We start from the raw sequence: 19,645 nt of genomic DNA on the forward strand, positions 1-19,645 counted from the left end.
AATATTCTTCTTTCAATTATTTAATTTGTCAACAGGTCTTATATACTTTAATTCAGTTTTCTTGTGAAGACTAGGGATTACTAATTTATCTTTTTTAGAAACATTTATTTTAAGCTGCAATCCCCTTTGCATGTAATCTAATATTCCTCCTCTGAAAGTTAAATTTGACTCTAATTCTTTAGGGTCCCCTATAGCCTTTATTATGATTGGAGCACTGATTACATGGTCATCAAATAATATTGAGTTATTTTCTTTCTCAAAGGTTGAATAAGAAGTGTATCTTATATCGTTTATAGACATAGCTTCGGCATTAGCAGCGTTTAAAGCAGTAATAATCTGCATAAGAGTATCATAGTTTTCTGCTACAATGCTAGAACCATCGTCAAAAATAGCTTCCATTTCTGGTTCGTTAATTTCTATTTGAATACCTGGACCTTCTATATCTTCATAACCTAAAAATATTTTATACTTTTCCAGTTCATCATAAAGGGTTTGTAGGTAATAATTCTTTTTAGCTTCATCTTCTTCAAGCTTTTTAATTTTATTTTCGATTTCAGACAATTCTTTTTTAACTTGTGCCTTTTCACTTTCTAATTTATTAAGTTCTGCTAGTAGAGCTTTTGCTTCAGTAGCAGGATTGGTACCTCCTGTAATATTCTGAGTAGTCTTAAATTGCATAGAAAGTATAATACCTAATAGTACACAAATTAGAAAAATAGCCAAAATACCTTTTATATTCTTCAAATTTATTCCTCCTAGTAGTTACTAGTATAATAATATAATAACCTTTTTGAGTCAATAATGAAATTGTTTATTAATGAATCTTTAACATATTAAGATATTTCATAAAATGTTTGGGTATATTAATTGATGAAAATACTGGAAGCAAATAAGACTTTATCTAATCCATTTAGGCTAGAAAGCGTTAGCTGAAGATAACATTTATTTATTTGGGAGGTTATATTATGGAAATTATCATAGATAATAATGTAAAGCAATATCTTAGGACTTTAGGTAAAAATACTATTACTATATATACAGAAATAGTGGGTAGTTGTTGAAGTCCTAGGCCTGAAATTTTTGTAAGGACTAGAGAGCCGGAGGCTCCTGAGGATTATAGATTTTATGATGAGGATAATATTAAAATATTTTTATTTAAAGAAGTAAAAGCTGGGGATAGAATTATAATAAAGATGTCTGATTACGCTTCTGATTTACCAAATAAAGAGATTACAGTAGAAGGCATTGATTTAAGCAGGTAGAACCTGCTTTTTTAACTCGTAGGCAAGTATAAAGTTCCTTGCTTAAAAGGCTTCAATTGAGGCTTTTGTTATTTTTCTAATAATAACAATATAATAAGTTTAAAATATACTAGAAAATATAGAAGGATTTCACTAGGAGTGATTATATATGCCAGATGTATTTACACATATATTATGTGGGCATGATACAATACAGGACTTGGATAAAAGCTGGAGGGAAACTATATTAAAAAAAGAGAAGCTCTTTAATTTAGGCTGTCAAGGACCAGATATGTTCTTTTATAATGATTTCATGCCTTATAAAAAAATAAAAAGAGGACCTAAGGTTGGTAGAATGATGCATAGGGAAAAAACAGGAGATTTTTTAATAGAAAGTATAAATTATATTAGAGAAAAAATTACAACTAAAGATGACTTTGATTTATTATTTACTTATATAAGTGGACTCATATGTCATTTTGGATTAGATAGAAAAGCCCATCCATATATATATTATTATTCAGGAAAACATGAAAAAAATAAACCTGAAACACGTAAATATGGTGGTTATCATAAAAGATTTGAGTTAATTATAGATACTATATTGACAAAAGAAAGAAGAGTACTAGAAATACATAGACATCCTGTATATGAAGAAATTGATGTAGGAACATCACTTCCTAAGAGCATTGTAGACTATTATGTTTACTCATTAAATAGAACATATGGTCCTAAGATAATAATAAATTTCATAAATGATTCATATAAAGACATGAAAACTGTTCTTAAGCTGGCATATGATCCATCAGGTATAAAGAAGAATTTAATGAAAACTATTGATAGAATAATAAAAGATGATATAGAATATAACACTCTTATATATCCAAGGAAAATTGACAAAAAATATGACTATATGAACACTAAACGCAGTCCTTGGAATCATCCATGTAATAAAGATGAAGGCTATTTTGAAAGCTTTTATGATATATATGACGCTGCAGTAAAAGAAAGCTTAGAAATGATAAGAGCTACTATTGATTATTTGGAGGGTAAAAGCCATATAAAAAGCCTAAAAAAAGCTTTCCCTAATATTTCTTATATTACTGGGAAAGAAACTGATTTCAAATGTGAACTTATATATTACAATCCTATTTTTGATACTTAAATTTGCTAATGGTGACAAACATCACAGATTTTTGTGCGCCTTTTCATGTATTATTAAAGATGTTTAGATATAATTAGAATATTAAATGATGAAAGGGGTATAAAAATGGCAATTAGAAAAATAGTTAAAATAGATGAAGAGAAATGTAATGGATGCGGCTTATGTGTGCCAGGATGTGCAGAAGGAGCCATAAAAATAATTGACGGAAAGGCAAGACTATTAGCAGATAATCTATGTGATGGCTTAGGAAATTGTTTAGGACATTGTCCACAAGATGCTATAGAAATCATTGAAAGAGAGGCTGATGAGTTTGATGAAGAAATAGTAGAAAAACATTTACAAGCCTTAAACAAAGGGCAAACTCATCAGCCTCATAGTAATGGAGGTGGATGTCCAGGTACTAGAGCTATGGCTATTCAAAGAGGTGAGGATAAGGGAGTTTCAAACTCTGCATCTATAGGTGATATTGAGATAAAGATAAAACCACAATTGTCACAATGGCCTGTACAGTTAATGCTTGTACCAGAAAGAGCTTCATATTTTGATGGAAAAGAGTTATTAGTAACTGCTGACTGTGTTCCTTTTGCTTATCCAAATTATCATTTAGATTTACTTAAGAACAAATCGGTAGTAGTAGGATGTCCAAAGCTTGATGATATTAATTACTATGTTGAAAAACTAACAAATATTATTGAAAACAATGATGTAACAGGTATTACAGTAGCTCACATGGAGGTACCCTGCTGTAATGGAATTGTTATGGCAGTAAATGAAGCAGTAAGAAGATCTAGAAAAAAAATAATAATAAATAAGGTCAAAATATTAATTAACGGTGAGAAAGAGAGTTAATAACTCTCTTTTCTTTTTGAAAGAAAAAGTGTTATAATTAGGTAAAAATAATGGCTATATAATTGAGAAATCAATCTGATGGATTGTTAAGTCCAAGCTGTAGAACTAAACTTCTTAATAACTGCATATGCAGAAAATATAGAAGTAGCAAATTAATCAATAAAAATAGGAGGTAAAATTATGCTTAAAGAATTTAAGAAATTTGCAATGCGAGGAAATGTAGTTGATTTAGCAGTAGGAGTTATTATAGGAGGTGCCTTTGGGAAAATTGTAGGCTCACTTGTAAACGATGTAGTTATGCCATTGCTTGGACTTATAGTAGGAGGTGTGAACTTTGCTGATTTAAAACTGCCTCTAAAAGAAGCAACAGAAGGAACTGAAGCAGTTTTCTTAAACTATGGACAATTTATTCAATCAGTATTAGATTTTTTGATTATATCATTCTCAATATTTCTTTTTATTAAAGCTATAAACTCATTTAAGAAAAAAGAAGAAGAAAAACCAAAGCCTGCTGAACCAACTAAGGAAGAAGTCTTACTCACTGAAATCAGAGATTTACTAAAGGATAGAAGATAGATCAATTATAGAAAATGAGAGTTAAGTATTGTAAGTTTATGTTGATATTTAAAAAACGACATTCATTAAAATATATTAAATAATAGATAAAAATCATAGTACTGAAGGCATTATTGTTAGTAAAATTAACTTTAAAACTTATAAGGAGGCTGTATTATGAATTTCAGCAATCTTCTACTAAGAAAAGAAGGGAATATTTGCTTGTTAAGCATCAATAGACCTAATGCATTAAATGCTCTAACAACTGAGGTACTAAAAGAATTAAGAGACGCAATCGAAGTAGTTGAAAATGATCAGGACATATATGTATTGATAATAACAGGAGAGGGTAAATCCTTTGTTGCAGGGGCAGACATAGTAGAGATGAAGGACAAGAATGCAGAAGAGGCAAGAACCTTTGCTAAGCTTGGGATTGAAGTATTCAGAAAACTTGAGCTTATGGAAAAGCCTGTTATAGCTGCAGTAAATGGTTTTGCACTAGGTGGTGGCTGTGAGCTAGCTATGAGCTGCGATATTAGAATTGCAGGCGAAAAAGCTAAATTTGGGCAACCTGAAGTAGGTCTTGGAATTACACCTGGGTTTGCAGGCACACAAAGATTATCTAGACTAGTAGGCATGGCAAAAGCAAAAGAATTAATATTTACTGCTGATATTATAAATGCTCAGGAAGCAGAGAAAATTGGATTAGTAAACAAAGTAGTATCCCAAGAAGAACTTTTAGACATAGCTATTGAAATGGCGAAAAAAATAGCATCTAAGGGTCAAATTGCTGTAAGGTATTCAAAGGCAGCTATAAATAGAGGATTGGAGACAGATATTGAAACCGGAATGGCTATAGAGAGAGATTTATTCGGGCTTTGCTTTGCCACAGAAGATCAGAAAGAAGGTATGAATGCATTTGTAGAAAAGAGAAGCCCACAATTTAAGCTTATGTAAAAATCTAACTGAAAGTTTTAACCACTGAACAGAAAATAATATTATAGGAAAGAGAGAAATAATAGAATTATAATCATAGGGAGGGGTTACTGTGAAGATTTTTGTATTAGGTGCAGGTACAATGGGCTCTGGAATAGTTCAAGCTTTTGCGGGGGTAGGATACGAAGTAATTATGAGAGATATTGAGGAAACTTACTTAGAAAGAGGCTTAAGCATTATAAAGAAAAATCTTGATAGAAATGTGCAAAAAGGAAAGCTTACTGAAGATGAAAAAGATAAAATATTAGCAAGAATAACAACTACAACAGATATTAAGTTAGCTAAGGATGCAGAGTTAGTAGTAGAAGCAGCTGTTGAAAACATGGATATTAAGAAACAAATTTTTAGAGAACTAGACGGAATATGCAAAACTGAAGCAATACTATCAACTAATACTTCATCCTTGTCAATTACTGAAATAAGTAGTGCTACCAAAAGACCTGATAGAGTTATAGGAATGCACTTTTTCAATCCTGTACCAGTAATGAAGCTAGTTGAGGTAATTAAGGGTATTGCAACATCAGAAGAAACAAAGATAAAGATAGTTGAATTAGCAAAAGCTCTAGGCAAGACTCCAGTAGAAGTAGAAGAAGCTCCTGGGTTTGTAGTCAATAGAATATTAATACCTATGGTAAATGAGGCAATAGGTATATTGGCAGATGGTGTGGCAAAAGCAGAAGATATTGACGAAGCAATGAAACTAGGTGCAAATCATCCAATAGGTCCTTTAGCTTTGGCTGATTTAATAGGAAATGATGTTTGCTTAGCTATTATGGAGGTACTGTACAATGAGTTTGGAGATTCAAAGTATAGACCTCATCCTCTACTAAGAAAAATGGTCAGAGGAGGATTTTTAGGTAGAAAGAACGGAAAAGGCTTCTATGATTATAATAAATAATTGTGTACAACAATAGTAAAATAGTAAATTTTGTGGATATCCACAGGGAAAACATTCAAACCTGTGGATATTTTTATAGGAATATTTATTTTTTTGGAACAAAAGATACTATTTAAAAGTCTAATGTATTATATTTTATCTACTAAGATAAGTTTTCGAATTTATACTATGCTTTTTTGTTTTTGTAATACAATCTTAACTTTTTAATATTTCGTAATATGTTATAATTTTGGTAAACCATTGTTAATTATTATGTTTTTCAAAAAAACAGTATAGATTTCATTTTATATCTAGTTTTTTCATAAAGTTGAAGGTAGGTGTGTGAGTATTGAAATATTTTTTTAAGGTTTTTTCCATTGCTTTAATATGCTTTTTATTAGCAATAGGCGCAGGAGTATACACATATTCTAAAATATATGTGCCTTCAGAAGAAGAACCTGGTGATTTAGGCGAAGACAATAAAGGTGAAGATGAAGAAAATAAGGGTAAAGATGAAGAACCTAAAGACCCTCTTCAAAAAGCAATAGCTTCTAGCAATAGAGTGAACTTTTTGCTTATGGGTATGGAAGGCCCTAGATCTGATACAATGATTTTTGCTAGCTATGATTCTAAAGCAAAGAAAGTTGATATGATTTCTATTCCTAGAGATACTTATTATTACACTAAGGGCTATGATAATGCTGACCTTAGAAAAATAAATGCAGTATACGGGAGAAGTAAGGCAGAAGGAAGTAAAAAAGCAGTAGAAGAAATATTGGGACAAGTACCTGTACATCATTATATTACTATAGATTACAAGGGCGTAGAGAAGATTGTAGAATCAATTGGTGGAGTAGAAGTAAACGTACCTTTTCATATGGATTATTATGACCCAACAGATAAGCCACCTTTACGTATAGACATACCAAAAGGACAACGAGTATTAAATGGAGAGCAGTCTGTAAAGTTTTTAAGATTTAGACATAACAATGACAGGACAGTAGGCTATCCTGATGGAGATTTAGGAAGGATAAAAGCTCAACAGCAGTTTATGAAATCTGCCATAAAGAAATCTTTAAGCCTTAAGCTTGTAAACGTAGTAAGGACAGGCTTTGATTATATAAAGACAGACATTAAATTATCAGAAGCATTAGGATATACTGCAGGTGTGATTGGATTTGATATGGATGACATATCAATGACTACGTTGCCCGGATTACCAGAAGATAGAACATATAATAAAGTTAAATCATCTTATTTTATTCATGATTCTGAAAAAATTAGAGAGTTAATGATGGAGATTTATAATGTACAAGAGGAGACTACAGTAGAAAATAAAACAAATGACTAGACGTGATTTTTTTATTCAACATCATTTTCTGTAATTAGGACATTTAAAAAGCCTGCAAGTTGCAGGCTTTTAATATCCTTAAAGTATTTTTATTTTTTATTTAGTAGCATTTCACCAACCATATATATATCTCCTGCTCCCATTGTAACTATTATATCGCCTTCTGAAGCATTATCTTTGATATAATTGCTTATTTCCTCAAAGGTCCCTAAGTACTCAGCATCTACTCCATTTTTAACTAATTCATTAGCCAAGTCCTTTGAGTGAATTATCCCAGTATCTTTTTCTCTAGCTGCGTATATATCTGCGATTAAAACCTTGTCAGCATCTGAGAATGAGCTGGCAAATTCTTTTAAAAGTGCTTTAGTTCTTGTATAAGTATGGGGTTGGAATGTACACAATATTCTGCCAGAAGAAGAATTCCTTAAAGCAGAAAGTGAAGCCTTAACTTCAGTTGGATGATGTGCATAATCATCTATAATTATAGCTCCTTCTAAATTTCCTTTATATTCAAGTCTTCTATGAGTTCCTGTATATTTGACTATAGAACTAATTATTGATTCCATTGGAACTCCAGAAATGTGAGACGTAGCTATTGCAGCTAATGCATTATATACATTATGAATTCCCATTGCACTTAATGAAATATTATAAGATTCTTTATTATTTACTATTAGCTTAAAGGAAGGAAATCCTTTTTCATTGAAGACAATGTCAGTAGCTTTATAGTCAGCATCATTATTAATTCCAAACGATATCACATTACATTTAGAATTTTTTATAGCTTCTATAACATTTTTGTCATCATTATTTACTATGAGATAACCTTTTTCGGGTAATAACTTAACAAAGTCTGAAAAAGTGTTTATTATATGATTTAGATCTTGATAATAATCCAGATGATCTTCATCTATGTTTAATATAACGCCTATTGTGGCATAAAATTTTAATATATTACCTTTATACTCACATGCTTCAGTAAGAAGTACTTCACCATTACCTATTCTTACATTTCCTCCAATTTGGTCTAATTCTCCACCTAATAGAATTGTAGGATCTAAAGAGGAGTCATTAAATATTACAGACATCATACCAGTAGTTGTAGTCTTGCCATGAGTACCAGACACAGCAATCGAGTTTTTATATAATTTCATTAATTGGCCTAAAAAAGTCCCTCTATCCACAGTAACTATATTTTTTTCAAAAGCCTCTAATAATTCAGGATTATCCTTGCTTATTGCATCAGTATAAACAATTAAATCTGCATCACCTATATTATCTTTATTATGGCCAATATTTACTACAGCACCTTTACCTTCTAGCTTTTTTAAAATAGTAGAAGGTTTCATATCTGAACCTGAAACTCTATATCCATTTTCCAAAAGTATTTCAGCTAATCCACTCATGCTTATGCCACCAATGCCGATAAAATGAACATGAGAAAAGCTATGGGTATGTATATTGAACGAAAACATTATATTACCTCCTGACAAGGAATAACATGATTATTCATATTATTGCCAACAATTATACTATTATTATCATATTCTATGGTTATTCCACTTGATACAGTGATGATTATACCATATCAAGTACTTTAAAAAAAGGAATATATTTATAATATTAAATATTTAGTGATTATGTGAATAAAGCTATTAATAAAGTGGTATAATATTCATGTTAAATAGGTATAATGTGGAAAAAAGGGTATATCTTGAAAACTATCGATAAAAACAATTTCTTCTTATTAATATTAAATATAACATATTAATAGGAAAGAAAAAAATAAATAAATAGTTAAATAATAAAAACAAGGTATAAAGATACAAAGTTTCAATATTTTTTATTTAAAAAGAAGGATTTACCAAAAACATAGAGAATATAAGAATTAATTACAAAGTTAGATTGCAGACCCCGTGGGAAGGTGGTGAATTCATGAAAGTAACAGACGTAAGAGTCAGAAAAGTTAACAACGAAGGAAAGATGAAAGCTATAGTATCAGTTACATTCGATGATGAATTTGTAGTACACGACATTAAAATTATTGAAGGACAGAATGGACTGTTTATTGCTATGCCTAGTAGAAAAATGGCTGATGGAGAGTTCAGAGATATAGCTCATCCAATTAATTCTGAGACAAGAAATGCAATACAAGAAGCGGTTTTTGCTGAATTTGAAAAAGCAATGAATGAGTAAACTAAAGGGTCTAAAGACCCTTTTTACTTTTTTGTCAATGTATGATAACCTTTCTGTTATACTTAACATTAGCGAGGAATCTGGATTGCTATTTAAGTTAGATAATAATACAGTATACATATTTCATATATTATCTTGTATTTTTAAACGTAAAAGAGTATATTAATATTGGTGGATAATTAACAAAATCGGTTAGCATATACAAAAGGCGTAAAATAGCTAAGTATTATCTAATAATACTAGTGTTATATATGAAATGTAAGGAGTGTGAAAAATGATTTTTTCTATTATACTCGCCGCAGGAGAAGGAACAAGAATGAAATCGAAGCTTCCTAAAGTAATGCACAAGATATGTGGAAAGCCATTATTAAGCCATGTAATAAACACTGCGAAAGCTTCTGGAATAGATAAAAACATAGTTGTAATAGGCAAGGGTGGAAATACTGTAATGGACACTATTAAAGAAGATGTATTTTTTGTGGAGCAGCCTATGGGAGAGGGAGTGCCATATGGAACGGGCTTTGCTGTTATTCAGGCAAAAGATTATATAGAAGACCATAGTCATGTTATAATCTTATATGGGGATACTCCACTAATTACTAGTAATACAATAAAGAATATTATAGAGTTCCACAAGAAGGGAAATTATGAAGCTACTGTATTAAGTGCTGATTTCGATGACCCAACTGGTTATGGGAGAATAATAAGAGATCAAAACGGAAATGTACTTGCTATAGTGGAGCATAAAGATGCAAATGAACAAGAAAGAGATATTAAGGAAATTAATTCAGGTATTTATTGCTTTAATGGTAAAAGCTTAAAATTGGCGTTAGATAGACTAAACAATAATAATGCACAAAACGAATATTATATTACTGATGCTATAAAAATACTTAATGATTTAGGTTTGAAAGTTGGGGGATATAAAATCCAAGATAGTGAAGAAATCCTAGGAATTAATTCAAGATTTCAGCTTTCTGAAGCAGAAAGAATAATGAGAAAAAGAATTAATAATAGACATATGGATAATGGAATTACTATGCTAAATCCTGACAATACTTATATTGATGATGATGTAACCATTGGAAGAGATACAATAATATATCCCGGTGCTATTTTAGAAGGTAAGACAAGTATTGGAGAGGACTGTATCATAGGACAAAATAGTAGAATTGTAGACAGTATCATAGGTAACAAAGTAGATATTCAAATATCAACAATTCTAGAAAGCAAAGTAGATGATAATGCACATATTGGACCTTATGCATACCTTAGACCAAATAGTGAAATTGGAAAAAATGTAAAAGTAGGCGATTTTGTAGAGGTTAAGAACTCAAAAATAGATGATAATTCAAAAGCATCTCATCTTTCATACATTGGGGATGCATATGTAGGAAAAGGTGTTAATATTGGGTGCGGAGTAGTATTTGTAAATTATGATGGAAAGAAAAAGCATAAGACAACAGTACAGGATAATGCATTTATTGGCTGTAATGTTAATCTTATATCACCTGTAGAAGTAGAAGAGGGAGCATATATTGCAGCTGGCTCTACTATTACTGATAAAGTACCAAAAGATAGTCTTTCGATAGCAAGAGCTAAACAAGTAAATAAAGAAGGATGGGTTGCGAAGAAAGGCTTAAAAAAATAAAGGGTTAAGAAAATAAAAACTTAAAAATTAAGGAGGAATGCAAATGAACATTAGTGGAAGAGATTTAAAAATTTTTGCAGGTAATGCAAATAAAGAGTTAGCAGAAAAAATATGCGCTGAGCTTGGAGAAACTTTAGGAGATAGTGAGGTTGGCAAATTTAGTGATGGTGAGATCTCTGTAAATATAAATGAAACTGTAAGAGGCTATGATGTATTCGTCATTCAACCTACGTGTCCACCTGTAAATGAAAGCTTAATGGAGCTTTTAATTATGGTAGATGCACTCAAAAGGGCATCTGCAGGCAGAATAAATGCTGTAGTTCCATACTATGGATATGCAAGGCAGGACAGAAAAGCAAAGGCAAGAGATCCAATAACAGCGAAACTTGTTGCTGATATTCTTGAAGTATCAGGACCAGATAGAATAATAACTATGGACCTACATGCTGCACAGATACAAGGATATTTTGATATACCTGTGGATCATCTACTTGGAGGACCAATATTAGCACAATATTTCAAGAAAAATTTAGCTCGTGATACTGTAATAGTATCACCTGATGTTGGTGGTGTTCAAAGAGCAAGAAATTTTGCTAGTATTTTAGACTTACCTATTGCTATTATTGAAAAAAGAAGACCAAAAGCTAATGTTTCAGAAGTAATGAATGTAATAGGAGATATTGAAGGAAAAGATGCTGTTATAGTAGATGATATTATTGACACAGCTGGTTCTATGACTAAAGCTGCAAGTGTTTTAAAAGACTTTGGAGCTAAGCGAGTTTTTGCTTGCTGTACACATGCTGTATTGTCAGGTCCTGCTATTGAAAGAATACAAAATTCCGTTATAGAGAAGCTTGTAGTTACAGATACAATTCCATTAACAGAAGAAAAGAAAATTGATAAAATAGACGTCGTATCAGTTGCACCTATTATAGCTGAGGCAATAAGAAGAATATATAAGAATGAGTCAGTGAGCAGAATATTTGATTAAGCTCATAAAGGAGTTGGTTGTTTGTATGCAGTAATAGGGCTGGGCAACCCTGGCAACAAATACAAAGGAACAAGACATAATGTAGGGTTTGATACAATAGACTGTATTGCTCAGAAGAATAATGTAAAAATTAATAAGATTAAGTTTAAGGCAGTATACGGAGAGGCACAAATTGGTGGACAAAAGGTACTGCTTGTCAAGCCACAGACCTATATGAATAAAAGTGGAGAGAGTGTTTTAGATATATATAACTTTTATAAGATGCCATTAGAAAATATAATTGTTATAGTAGATGATGTTGATATAAAGTTTGGTTCTCTAAGAATTAGGACAAAGGGAAGCGCAGGCACTCATAATGGAATGAAATCTATCATATACTTACTTCAGAGTGATAACTTTCCAAGGGTTAAGATTGGTGTAGGAAAACCTATTGAACATCAAGACCTGGCTGATTTTGTACTTAGCGGATTTTCTAAGGAAGATAGGATATATATAGATAAGACTATTGAACAAGCTGCAGCAGCAGTTGAAAAGATTATTACAGATGGTATAAATTCTGCAATGAATGAATTTAATATAAATATTGAGAGCCCAGGTAATTAAAACCTGGGCTATAGGTGTTTATCTAAGGAGCTGGTTTTATGGAGTTTAATATGTTTATAGACAGTTTAAAAAACCTGTCTTCATATGACCAATTAGTAAATGAAATAAATAAAAAATCTTCCCCAATTGCTTTGCATGGCTTGTCAGAGGAGAATATAGCTCATGTATCATATGGGCTGAATCAGCATTTAGGTAGACAAATTCTGATAATAACCTATGATGATTTAAGAGCTAAAAAAATAATGGAGGATTTAAGCTTTTTTAGTAGAGAAAGTAGCGAATTATTTCCTACTAAGGAAGTGGTTCTCTATGATATTGATGCGCATAGTCATGAAGTATCAAATCATAGAGTAAGGGTTATGGACAGACTTGCTCAAGGTGAAAATATAGTAGTTGTATCTTCAATTCATTCTATTATGAATAAAATAATGACTAAGGCTATTACTAAGAAATATACAATGGACATTGAATTAGGCCATACAATTGATTTAAACAAGTTATCTAAAACTTTTGTTACACAAGGATATGAAAGAGTAGATATGGTGGAAGGAATAGGTCAGTTTAGCATTAGAGGAGGTATTATTGACCTTTTCCCAGTTAATTCAAATAATCCTTTTAGAATCGAATTATTTGATGATGAAATAGATTCCATAAGGCTTTTTGATTTAAAAACTCAAAGATCAATTGAGAATTTACTTCGAATTCATATTCCGCCTATTAAGGAAATACTGCTTTTGGATGGAGAAGTTGACAATATCATTAATGGTATTGAAAATGATTTAAGTATATGTACTAAAAAGCTCCAGAAAAAAGGGGAAGCAGAAATAACAGATAAATTAACAGAAAAATTTAGATATTATATTGACAGATTATCAAATGGATTGAGTATAGGAAATATTGACTTATTAATTCCTTATCTACAACAGGAGCTTTCTAGTATAATTGAATATTTTAAAAGTGACGCTATAGTCATAGTAGATGAACCTCAGAGAATAGAAGAAAGTGTCAAAGGTCATAGACAGGATTTTATAAATAGATTTACTGACTTATTTGAAAGAGGAGAGATTTTATCAAGACATCAAGATATTTATCAAAATTATGACTATATTATAGAAAATATTATAGATATGATATGCATCACTACTACAAATCTTTTAAAGAACAATCCTAGGTTCAAACCTAAGGCAATCATAAATTTTAGTATTAAAAGTATGCAGTCATTCCATAACAAAATTGAGATTCTAGCAGATGAACTTAAGCATTTTAAATATAGAGGCTATAAGACTATAATACTTAGTGGTACTAAGGAAAGAGGAGTTAGATTAACCAAAAATCTTCTAGAAAGAGAAATTGAATGTAGCTATGTAGAGGACTCACAAAGAGAAATAAAATCTGGACAGGTATTTATAACTTCTGGAAGCATAAGTAGAGGTTTTGAGTATTCAAACCTAAAATTTGCAATTATAAGTGATAAAGAAGTATTTGGAACATATAAAAAAACAAGGCCAGCGAAAACAAGAAAAGATACTACTAAGATAGCATCATTTACAGACTTAAATATAGGTGATTATGTAGTACATGAAACTCATGGTATCGGAAAATATATTGGAGTAGAACAATTAACAGTACAGGGAGTACGGAAGGATTATCTAGCTGTTAAGTATTCAGGTGAAGATAAGCTCTATGTGCCAATAGACCAAATGAATTTAATCCAAAAATATATTGGTTCAGATACTGTAGAGCCTAAGATAAACAAACTTGGCAGCAGTGAATGGGCAAAAACTAAAACTAGAGTTAAAAAGGCCATAGAAGATATGGCGTCAGATTTAATAAAACTTTATGCTGCTAGACAGACTGTTAAAGGATATCAATTTTCACCAGATACCCCATGGCAAAAACAGTTTGAAGATGCTTTTCCATATGAAGAAACGGAGGATCAACTTAGATGCATAGAGGAAATCAAAAGAGATATGGAAAAAGATAGACCTATGGATAGACTATTATGTGGTGATGTAGGTTATGGAAAGACAGAAGTAGCATTAAGGGCTGCATTTAAAGCCATAATGGATGGCAAGCAAGTAGCTTTATTAGTACCTACAACTATTTTGGCCCAGCAGCATTATAACACAATAGTTGAGAGATTCAATCAGTTTCCTATAAAGGCTGAAATGCTAAGCAGATTTAGGACGCCAACACAACAAAAGAAAATAATAAATGACTTAAAGAGCGGAAATCTTGACATTGTGGTCGGGACTCATAGACTTTTATCAAAGGATGTAAAATTTAAAGATTTAGGTTTATTAATCATAGACGAAGAGCAAAGGTTTGGAGTTAAGCATAAAGAAGCAATTAAAATAATCAAGGAGACCGTTGATGTACTCACTTTAACAGCAACTCCTATTCCGAGAACGCTCCATATGTCACTAATAGGTATTAGAGATATGAGTGTTATTGAAGAGCCACCAGAAGAAAGGTATCCTGTACAGACATATGTTGTAGAATACAATGATCAGATAGTTAAAGATGCTATTGCTAGAGAACTTAGTAGAGAAGGACAGGTTTATTATCTTTATAATAAAGTCCAGAATATTCAGCAATTTGCTTCAAGAGTTAAGAAACTAGTACCTGATGGCAGGGTAGCTATAGGACATGGGCAGATGAGCGAGAGAGAACTTGAAAGAGTGATGATGGATTTCCTTAATAGAGATACAGATATTTTAGTATGTACAACTATTATTGAAACAGGTCTTGATATTCCTAATGTAAATACGATAATCATCAATGATGCTGATAAAATGGGATTATCACAATTATATCAATTAAGAGGTAGAGTTGGACGTTCAAATAGAGTAGCTTCAGCTTACTTTACCTATGAAAAAAACAAAGTATTAACAGAGGTTGCAGAAAAGAGATTAAAGGCAATAAAAGAATTTACTGAATTTGGCTCAGGATTTAAAATAGCCATGAGAGATCTAGAGATTAGAGGAGCTGGAAATTTGTTAGGCTCAGAACAACATGGTCAGATGGCAGCAATAGGCTATGACTTATATGTGAAATTCCTTGATGAAACAATAAAGAAATTAAGAGGAGAGAAGCGAGAAGAAACGGTAGACACTACTATAGAACTTAACGTAGACGGATATATACCTAAGAAATATATCGAAAATGAGGAACAAAAGGTAGAAATATATAAGAGAATTTCATCTATTATGAGCAAACAAGATTATTCCGATGTTTTAGAAGAAATAATGGATAGGTTTGGTGAGATACCAAATGAAGTAACTAATTTATTAAAAATATCATATATCAAATCGCTTTGTAGTAAGGCGAAAATTGTATCTGTTTCTCAGAATGATCAGCTTATTAAGCTAGAGTTTAAATCACCAGAATATATTACTCCTGATTTAATAAATGCATTAGTATTGTCTTATGGAAGAAGAATGACCTTTGATTTATCCAAAACTCCGAATTTTAAATATAAACTTATGGGCAAATCTCAGGAAAACATATTGCATGAGCTAGAAAAAGTAATTGAAAAAATTAGTGGTTTTAATATAGACACAAATAATATATAATAGTACATGTGTAGACTTAAAGTGAGGAGGGTCAGAATTGCAATTTAAAATAAATAAAAAATTTATCTTTATTACAGTAATAGCACTAACATTATTAATGATACTAAATGGGTGTGGGGTATCAAAGAAAGATGCAGCTGCAATGGTCAATGGTAAAGCTATATCAAAATCTGATTATGACATGAACTTTGGTATAAATAAAAAAATGTATGAAAACCAATTAGGATCAGATATTATGTCAAAGGATATGGGAAATGGAAATACCTTTGAAGAGGAGTTAAGACAAATTGTATTAGATAATCTTATATCTGAGGAATTGGTATTGCAAGATGCAGAAAAAGAAAAAATAGAAGTAAAGGATGAAGAAGTAAAAGAGGCCATAGACCAATTTACTGCTTCAGCAGGTGGAGAAAAAGAGTTAAAAGAGTTTTTAGAACAAAATAATATGACAGTAGATTTTATGAAAAAAAGAATGAGAACAGAAATGATTATAGATAAGTATAGAAACAATTTCTTTAACTCAATTATTTCTGAAGATGATGTGAAAAAACAATTTGAAGAGAATAAAGATCAATATATTTCTATAAGAGCTAGTCATATACTAGTAAAAACAGAAGAAGAAGCTAAGGATATATTAAAACAACTTAATGAGGGAAAAAGTTTTGATGACTTAACTAAGCTATCTACTGAACCTAATGCAGAAGAAAGAAAAGGCGATTTAGGGTATTTCACAAAAGCACAAATGGTTCCAGAATTTTCTGAAGCTGCTTTCAACCTTAAACCAGGCGAAATAAGTGATGTAGTAAAAACTGACTTTGGATACCACATAATAAAACTAACTGATAGAAAAGATACATTTGAACAACTTAAAGATAATGTATTAATTGACTTGCAAAACAAAGAATCTGCTAAGTTTGATGAAAAAATTAAAGATTTAAAAGATAGTGCAACTATAGAAATTCTTGTGAATACTGAAACAAAAAAGGATAAAGAACAAGATAATACAGAAGATAAAACAGAGAATAAAGATGGAGAGTAAGACTGCTTAAGCAGTCTTTTTTTTTACCTTTGCTATAAAATTTCCACATATGCATAAAATAATCTTAATAGTAAAATAATAAGTTAACAGAAAGCTATATATTTACATTTATTATTGAGGAGGGAAATAAGTGAAAGCTACTGGAATCGTAAGAAGAATAGATGATTTAGGAAGAGTAGTAATACCTAAGGAAATCAGACGAACACTTAGGATAAGAGAAGGAGATCCTTTAGAAATATTTACTGACAGAGAAGGGGAAGTAATATTAAAAAAATACTCACCTATTGGAGAGCTAAATGAATTTGCTACTGAATATGCAGAGTCATTATATGAAAGTATTGGGCACACTTCAGTTATATGCGATAGGGATACTATAGTTGCTATTTCAGGAGGTTCTAAAAAAGAATATTTAGATAAAAGAGTAAGCCCAGAACTAGAAAAAATAATGGAAAGCAGAGAAGTTTACGTAGCTACAGGAACAAGTAAACCAATAAGATTGGCTTCCGATGAGTTAAATCCAGAGAAATATCAAAGCCAAATTATTGCACCTATTGTAACTCAAGGGGATCCAATTGGTGCAGTAGTATTAACGTCTAAAGAATCAAATGTAAAAATGGGAGATATTGAAATTAAACTTGCCGAAACTGCAGCTGCATTCTTATCAAAACAAATGGAACAATAGTATTTCTACATAGCCTACCAGTACTGGTAGGCTTAAATATTTCTGTTCATTATCTGGCCTAGTTCTGATATAATAGTATTTGCAAATTAAGACTGTATGGTTTAGGATTTTAATAAAATACACACTAATTTATAGCTCATTCCGCTAAGAATTATAGTCGAATCCTGCAAATGTTCGCTTAGTATTTTATTAAAATCCTAGTGAGCTGTATTAAATTGTAGAATTTCGAGATTGGAGGACATTATGGCTAGAGACAATTTTTTAAAGGGAGCTGCAATACTAGGATTAGCAGGCTTAATAGTAAAAATATTAGGTGCATTTTATCGAATTCCTCTTTCAAACATGATAGGACCAGAAGGAATGGGATACTATCAAACAGCATACCCACTTTATACATTACTTGTTGCAATATCAACATCAGGTTTTCCTACTGCTATTGCTAAAATAGTCGCTGAAAAAAGGGCATTATATGATTATAGGGGAGCTCATAGAGTATTTAGAGTATCCTTTGCTGGATTTTTAGCCGCAGGGATAATCACATCCTTGTTTGTATTCTTTACAGCTGGTCCCATCGTAGATGCAGTGGGAAACAGTAAGGCTTACTATTCTCTTATAGCTATGACACCTGCATTATTTTTTGTTCCTATTATGTCTGCTTTTAGAGGATATTTTCAAGGAAGACAAACTATGGTACCTACTGCAATATCTCAATTAATTGAGCAGCTATTTCGTGTTTCCATAGGTTTGTTTTTAGCATATCAATTAGTAGGCATTGGGCTTCCAGAAGCAGCAGGAGGAGCCTCATTTGGTGCATCTGCAGGCGCTATTGTAGGGACAATTCTCATAGTTATTATATATATAAAAGAAAAAGGTAAAATAACGGAGGAGATTAGGAGTAGTACTGCTACTGAACCAGAAAGTATAAGCAAAATAGTAAAAGATATTTTAGTTATAGCTATACCTATTACTATCGGAGCATCTATATTACCAATAATAAATACTATTGATGCTGCTCTTATTATGAGAAGGCTTCAGGAAATAGGTTTTACTGAAATAGAGGCAAATGGATTATATGGACAGCTCACAGGGAACGCACAAACCTTAATTAATTTTCCACAAGTACTATCCATGGCTATAGCCATGAGCTTAGTCCCAGCAGTATCAAGTGCATTTGCTAGAAAAGATTATGAGGATATTAGGGCTACAACTAAATCTGGTATTAGGGTAACTCTTCTTATTGGATTGCCTTCCGCATTAGGATTATTTATATTATCTACACCAATCATAGATCTTTTATATTTTAATTATAGTTTAGCAGAAAAACAAAGTACTGGAGCCATACTTCAGATTTTATCATTAAGTCTTATATTTTTAACGTTGATTCAATCTCTTACGGCTATACTTCAAGGGCTGGGAAAGATTATGATACCTGTTAGAAATTTAGCTATAGGTGCAGTAGTAAAAGTTATTTTAACTTACATTTTAACAGGCATACCTTCTATTAATGTAAAAGGGGCAGCTTTTAGTACAGTAATGACTTATCTAGTTGCTGCAATACTTAATTTTATTGAAGTTAAAAAATACACAAAAGTTAAATTCAAATTTATGGATATAGCTTTAAAACCTATAATATCAGCTCTTTTAATGACAGCTGTAGTTTGGGTTACTTATAGATATACTTTTGGAATATTAGGAAGTAAGATTTCAACTGTGCTTTCCATAGGAACTGGTGGAATTGCCTATATTATTGCTTTACTTCTAAGTGGTGCTTTAACATCAGAAGATTTTGAACTTCTACCTAAGGGAGAAAAGCTTGCAAGAAAATTAAAATCTAAAGGACTTTTAAAAAGCTAGAAATACACATGTATAAAGAA

Annotated in this window: 16 protein-coding genes; 14 read left to right on the forward strand and 2 right to left on the reverse strand. The window is 31.3% G+C overall.

Annotated features, from left to right (window positions below; genetic code table 11):
• Window positions 1-12: 12 nt before the first annotated feature.
• Window positions 13-744: a DUF881 domain-containing protein gene (locus ABV008_RS01965; RefSeq protein ID WP_352418133.1), complete on the reverse strand. Its 732-nt coding sequence runs from the start codon at window positions 742-744 to the stop codon at window positions 13-15.
• A 666-nt stretch (window positions 745-1,410) separates the two neighbouring features.
• On the opposite strand from ABV008_RS01965, the gene ABV008_RS01970 reads away from it, so the two are divergent.
• The 6 genes from ABV008_RS01970 to ABV008_RS01995 all read left to right on the forward strand — a co-directional run bounded on the left by ABV008_RS01970 (window position 1,411) and on the right by ABV008_RS01995 (window position 7,034).
• Window positions 1,411-2,406, forward strand: a complete 996-nt coding sequence (locus ABV008_RS01970; protein ID WP_352418134.1) for a zinc dependent phospholipase C family protein — start codon at window positions 1,411-1,413, stop codon at window positions 2,404-2,406.
• A gap of 105 nt (window positions 2,407-2,511) precedes the next feature.
• Window positions 2,512-3,255, forward strand: coding sequence for an ATP-binding protein (locus ABV008_RS01975; protein WP_352418135.1), 744 nt, complete (start codon window positions 2,512-2,514; stop codon window positions 3,253-3,255).
• 180 nt (window positions 3,256-3,435) lie between these two features.
• The gene (mscL, locus tag ABV008_RS01980; RefSeq protein ID WP_352418136.1) at window positions 3,436-3,831 is read left to right on the forward strand and encodes a large-conductance mechanosensitive channel protein MscL; all 396 of its coding nucleotides are present in this window, start codon (window positions 3,436-3,438) and stop codon (window positions 3,829-3,831) included.
• Between the two features lie 156 nt (window positions 3,832-3,987).
• Window positions 3,988-4,767 (forward strand): short-chain-enoyl-CoA hydratase, encoded by a 780-nt coding sequence (locus ABV008_RS01985; protein WP_352418137.1) that lies wholly within the window; start codon window positions 3,988-3,990, stop codon window positions 4,765-4,767.
• Window positions 4,768-4,858: 91 nt separating this feature from the next.
• Window positions 4,859-5,704: a 3-hydroxybutyryl-CoA dehydrogenase gene (locus ABV008_RS01990; RefSeq protein ID WP_352418138.1), complete on the forward strand. Its 846-nt coding sequence runs from the start codon at window positions 4,859-4,861 to the stop codon at window positions 5,702-5,704.
• A 328-nt stretch (window positions 5,705-6,032) separates the two neighbouring features.
• Window positions 6,033-7,034: an LCP family protein gene (locus ABV008_RS01995; protein ID WP_352418139.1), complete on the forward strand. Its 1,002-nt coding sequence runs from the start codon at window positions 6,033-6,035 to the stop codon at window positions 7,032-7,034.
• An 89-nt stretch (window positions 7,035-7,123) separates the two neighbouring features.
• Here ABV008_RS01995 and murC read toward each other — a convergent pair whose 3' ends face one another.
• Complete coding sequence (gene murC, locus ABV008_RS02000; RefSeq protein ID WP_352418140.1) at window positions 7,124-8,509, reverse strand: UDP-N-acetylmuramate--L-alanine ligase; 1,386 nt, start codon at window positions 8,507-8,509, stop codon at window positions 7,124-7,126.
• Window positions 8,510-8,969: 460 nt separating this feature from the next.
• On the opposite strand from murC, the gene spoVG reads away from it, so the two are divergent.
• The 8 genes from spoVG to ABV008_RS02040 all read left to right on the forward strand — a co-directional run bounded on the left by spoVG (window position 8,970) and on the right by ABV008_RS02040 (window position 19,625).
• Window positions 8,970-9,230 (forward strand): septation regulator SpoVG, encoded by a 261-nt coding sequence (gene spoVG / locus ABV008_RS02005; RefSeq protein WP_352418141.1) that lies wholly within the window; start codon window positions 8,970-8,972, stop codon window positions 9,228-9,230.
• Between the two features lie 274 nt (window positions 9,231-9,504).
• On the forward strand, window positions 9,505-10,881 hold the full coding sequence (gene glmU, locus ABV008_RS02010) for a bifunctional UDP-N-acetylglucosamine diphosphorylase/glucosamine-1-phosphate N-acetyltransferase GlmU (RefSeq protein ID WP_352418142.1): 1,377 nt from the start codon (window positions 9,505-9,507) through the stop codon (window positions 10,879-10,881).
• Window positions 10,882-10,924: 43 nt separating this feature from the next.
• Complete coding sequence (locus ABV008_RS02015) at window positions 10,925-11,872, forward strand: ribose-phosphate diphosphokinase (RefSeq protein WP_352418143.1); 948 nt, start codon at window positions 10,925-10,927, stop codon at window positions 11,870-11,872.
• A 21-nt stretch (window positions 11,873-11,893) separates the two neighbouring features.
• A complete protein-coding gene (gene pth, locus ABV008_RS02020) occupies window positions 11,894-12,475 on the forward strand; it encodes an aminoacyl-tRNA hydrolase (RefSeq protein ID WP_352418144.1) in 582 nt (193 codons plus the stop codon).
• A 38-nt stretch (window positions 12,476-12,513) separates the two neighbouring features.
• Window positions 12,514-16,050: a transcription-repair coupling factor gene (mfd, locus tag ABV008_RS02025; RefSeq protein WP_352418145.1), complete on the forward strand. Its 3,537-nt coding sequence runs from the start codon at window positions 12,514-12,516 to the stop codon at window positions 16,048-16,050.
• Between the two features lie 37 nt (window positions 16,051-16,087).
• A complete protein-coding gene (locus ABV008_RS02030) occupies window positions 16,088-17,089 on the forward strand; it encodes a peptidylprolyl isomerase (protein ID WP_352418146.1) in 1,002 nt (333 codons plus the stop codon).
• 130 nt (window positions 17,090-17,219) lie between these two features.
• Window positions 17,220-17,771 carry a stage V sporulation protein T gene (gene spoVT / locus ABV008_RS02035; protein ID WP_352418147.1) on the forward strand — a complete coding sequence of 184 codons (552 nt, stop codon included), beginning with the start codon at window positions 17,220-17,222 and terminating at the stop codon, window positions 17,769-17,771.
• A gap of 243 nt (window positions 17,772-18,014) precedes the next feature.
• The gene (locus ABV008_RS02040) at window positions 18,015-19,625 is read left to right on the forward strand and encodes a putative polysaccharide biosynthesis protein (RefSeq protein ID WP_352418148.1); all 1,611 of its coding nucleotides are present in this window, start codon (window positions 18,015-18,017) and stop codon (window positions 19,623-19,625) included.
• Window positions 19,626-19,645: the final 20 nt, after the last annotated feature.

The sequence above is a fragment of the Proteiniborus sp. genome (assembly GCF_040308045.1).
Taxonomy (GTDB): domain Bacteria; phylum Bacillota; class Clostridia; order Tissierellales; family Proteiniboraceae; genus Proteiniborus.

What these genes read in the sequence shown, in the direction of transcription:
- ABV008_RS01970 (WP_352418134.1), top strand. Translation starts at nt 1,411, where the DNA reads ATGCCAGATGTATTTACACATATATTATGTGGGCATGATACAATACAG.
- ABV008_RS01975 (WP_352418135.1), top strand. Translation starts at nt 2,512, where the DNA reads ATGGCAATTAGAAAAATAGTTAAAATAGATGAAGAGAAATGTAATGGA.
- mscL (WP_352418136.1), top strand. Translation starts at nt 3,436, where the DNA reads ATGCTTAAAGAATTTAAGAAATTTGCAATGCGAGGAAATGTAGTTGAT.
- ABV008_RS01985 (WP_352418137.1), top strand. Translation starts at nt 3,988, where the DNA reads ATGAATTTCAGCAATCTTCTACTAAGAAAAGAAGGGAATATTTGCTTG.
- murC (WP_352418140.1), bottom strand. Translation starts at nt 8,509, where the DNA reads ATGTTTTCGTTCAATATACATACCCATAGCTTTTCTCATGTTCATTTT.
- spoVG (WP_352418141.1), top strand. Translation starts at nt 8,970, where the DNA reads ATGAAAGTAACAGACGTAAGAGTCAGAAAAGTTAACAACGAAGGAAAG.
- glmU (WP_352418142.1), top strand. Translation starts at nt 9,505, where the DNA reads ATGATTTTTTCTATTATACTCGCCGCAGGAGAAGGAACAAGAATGAAA.
- ABV008_RS02015 (WP_352418143.1), top strand. Translation starts at nt 10,925, where the DNA reads ATGAACATTAGTGGAAGAGATTTAAAAATTTTTGCAGGTAATGCAAAT.
- mfd (WP_352418145.1), top strand. Translation starts at nt 12,514, where the DNA reads ATGGAGTTTAATATGTTTATAGACAGTTTAAAAAACCTGTCTTCATAT.
- ABV008_RS02040 (WP_352418148.1), top strand. Translation starts at nt 18,015, where the DNA reads ATGGCTAGAGACAATTTTTTAAAGGGAGCTGCAATACTAGGATTAGCA.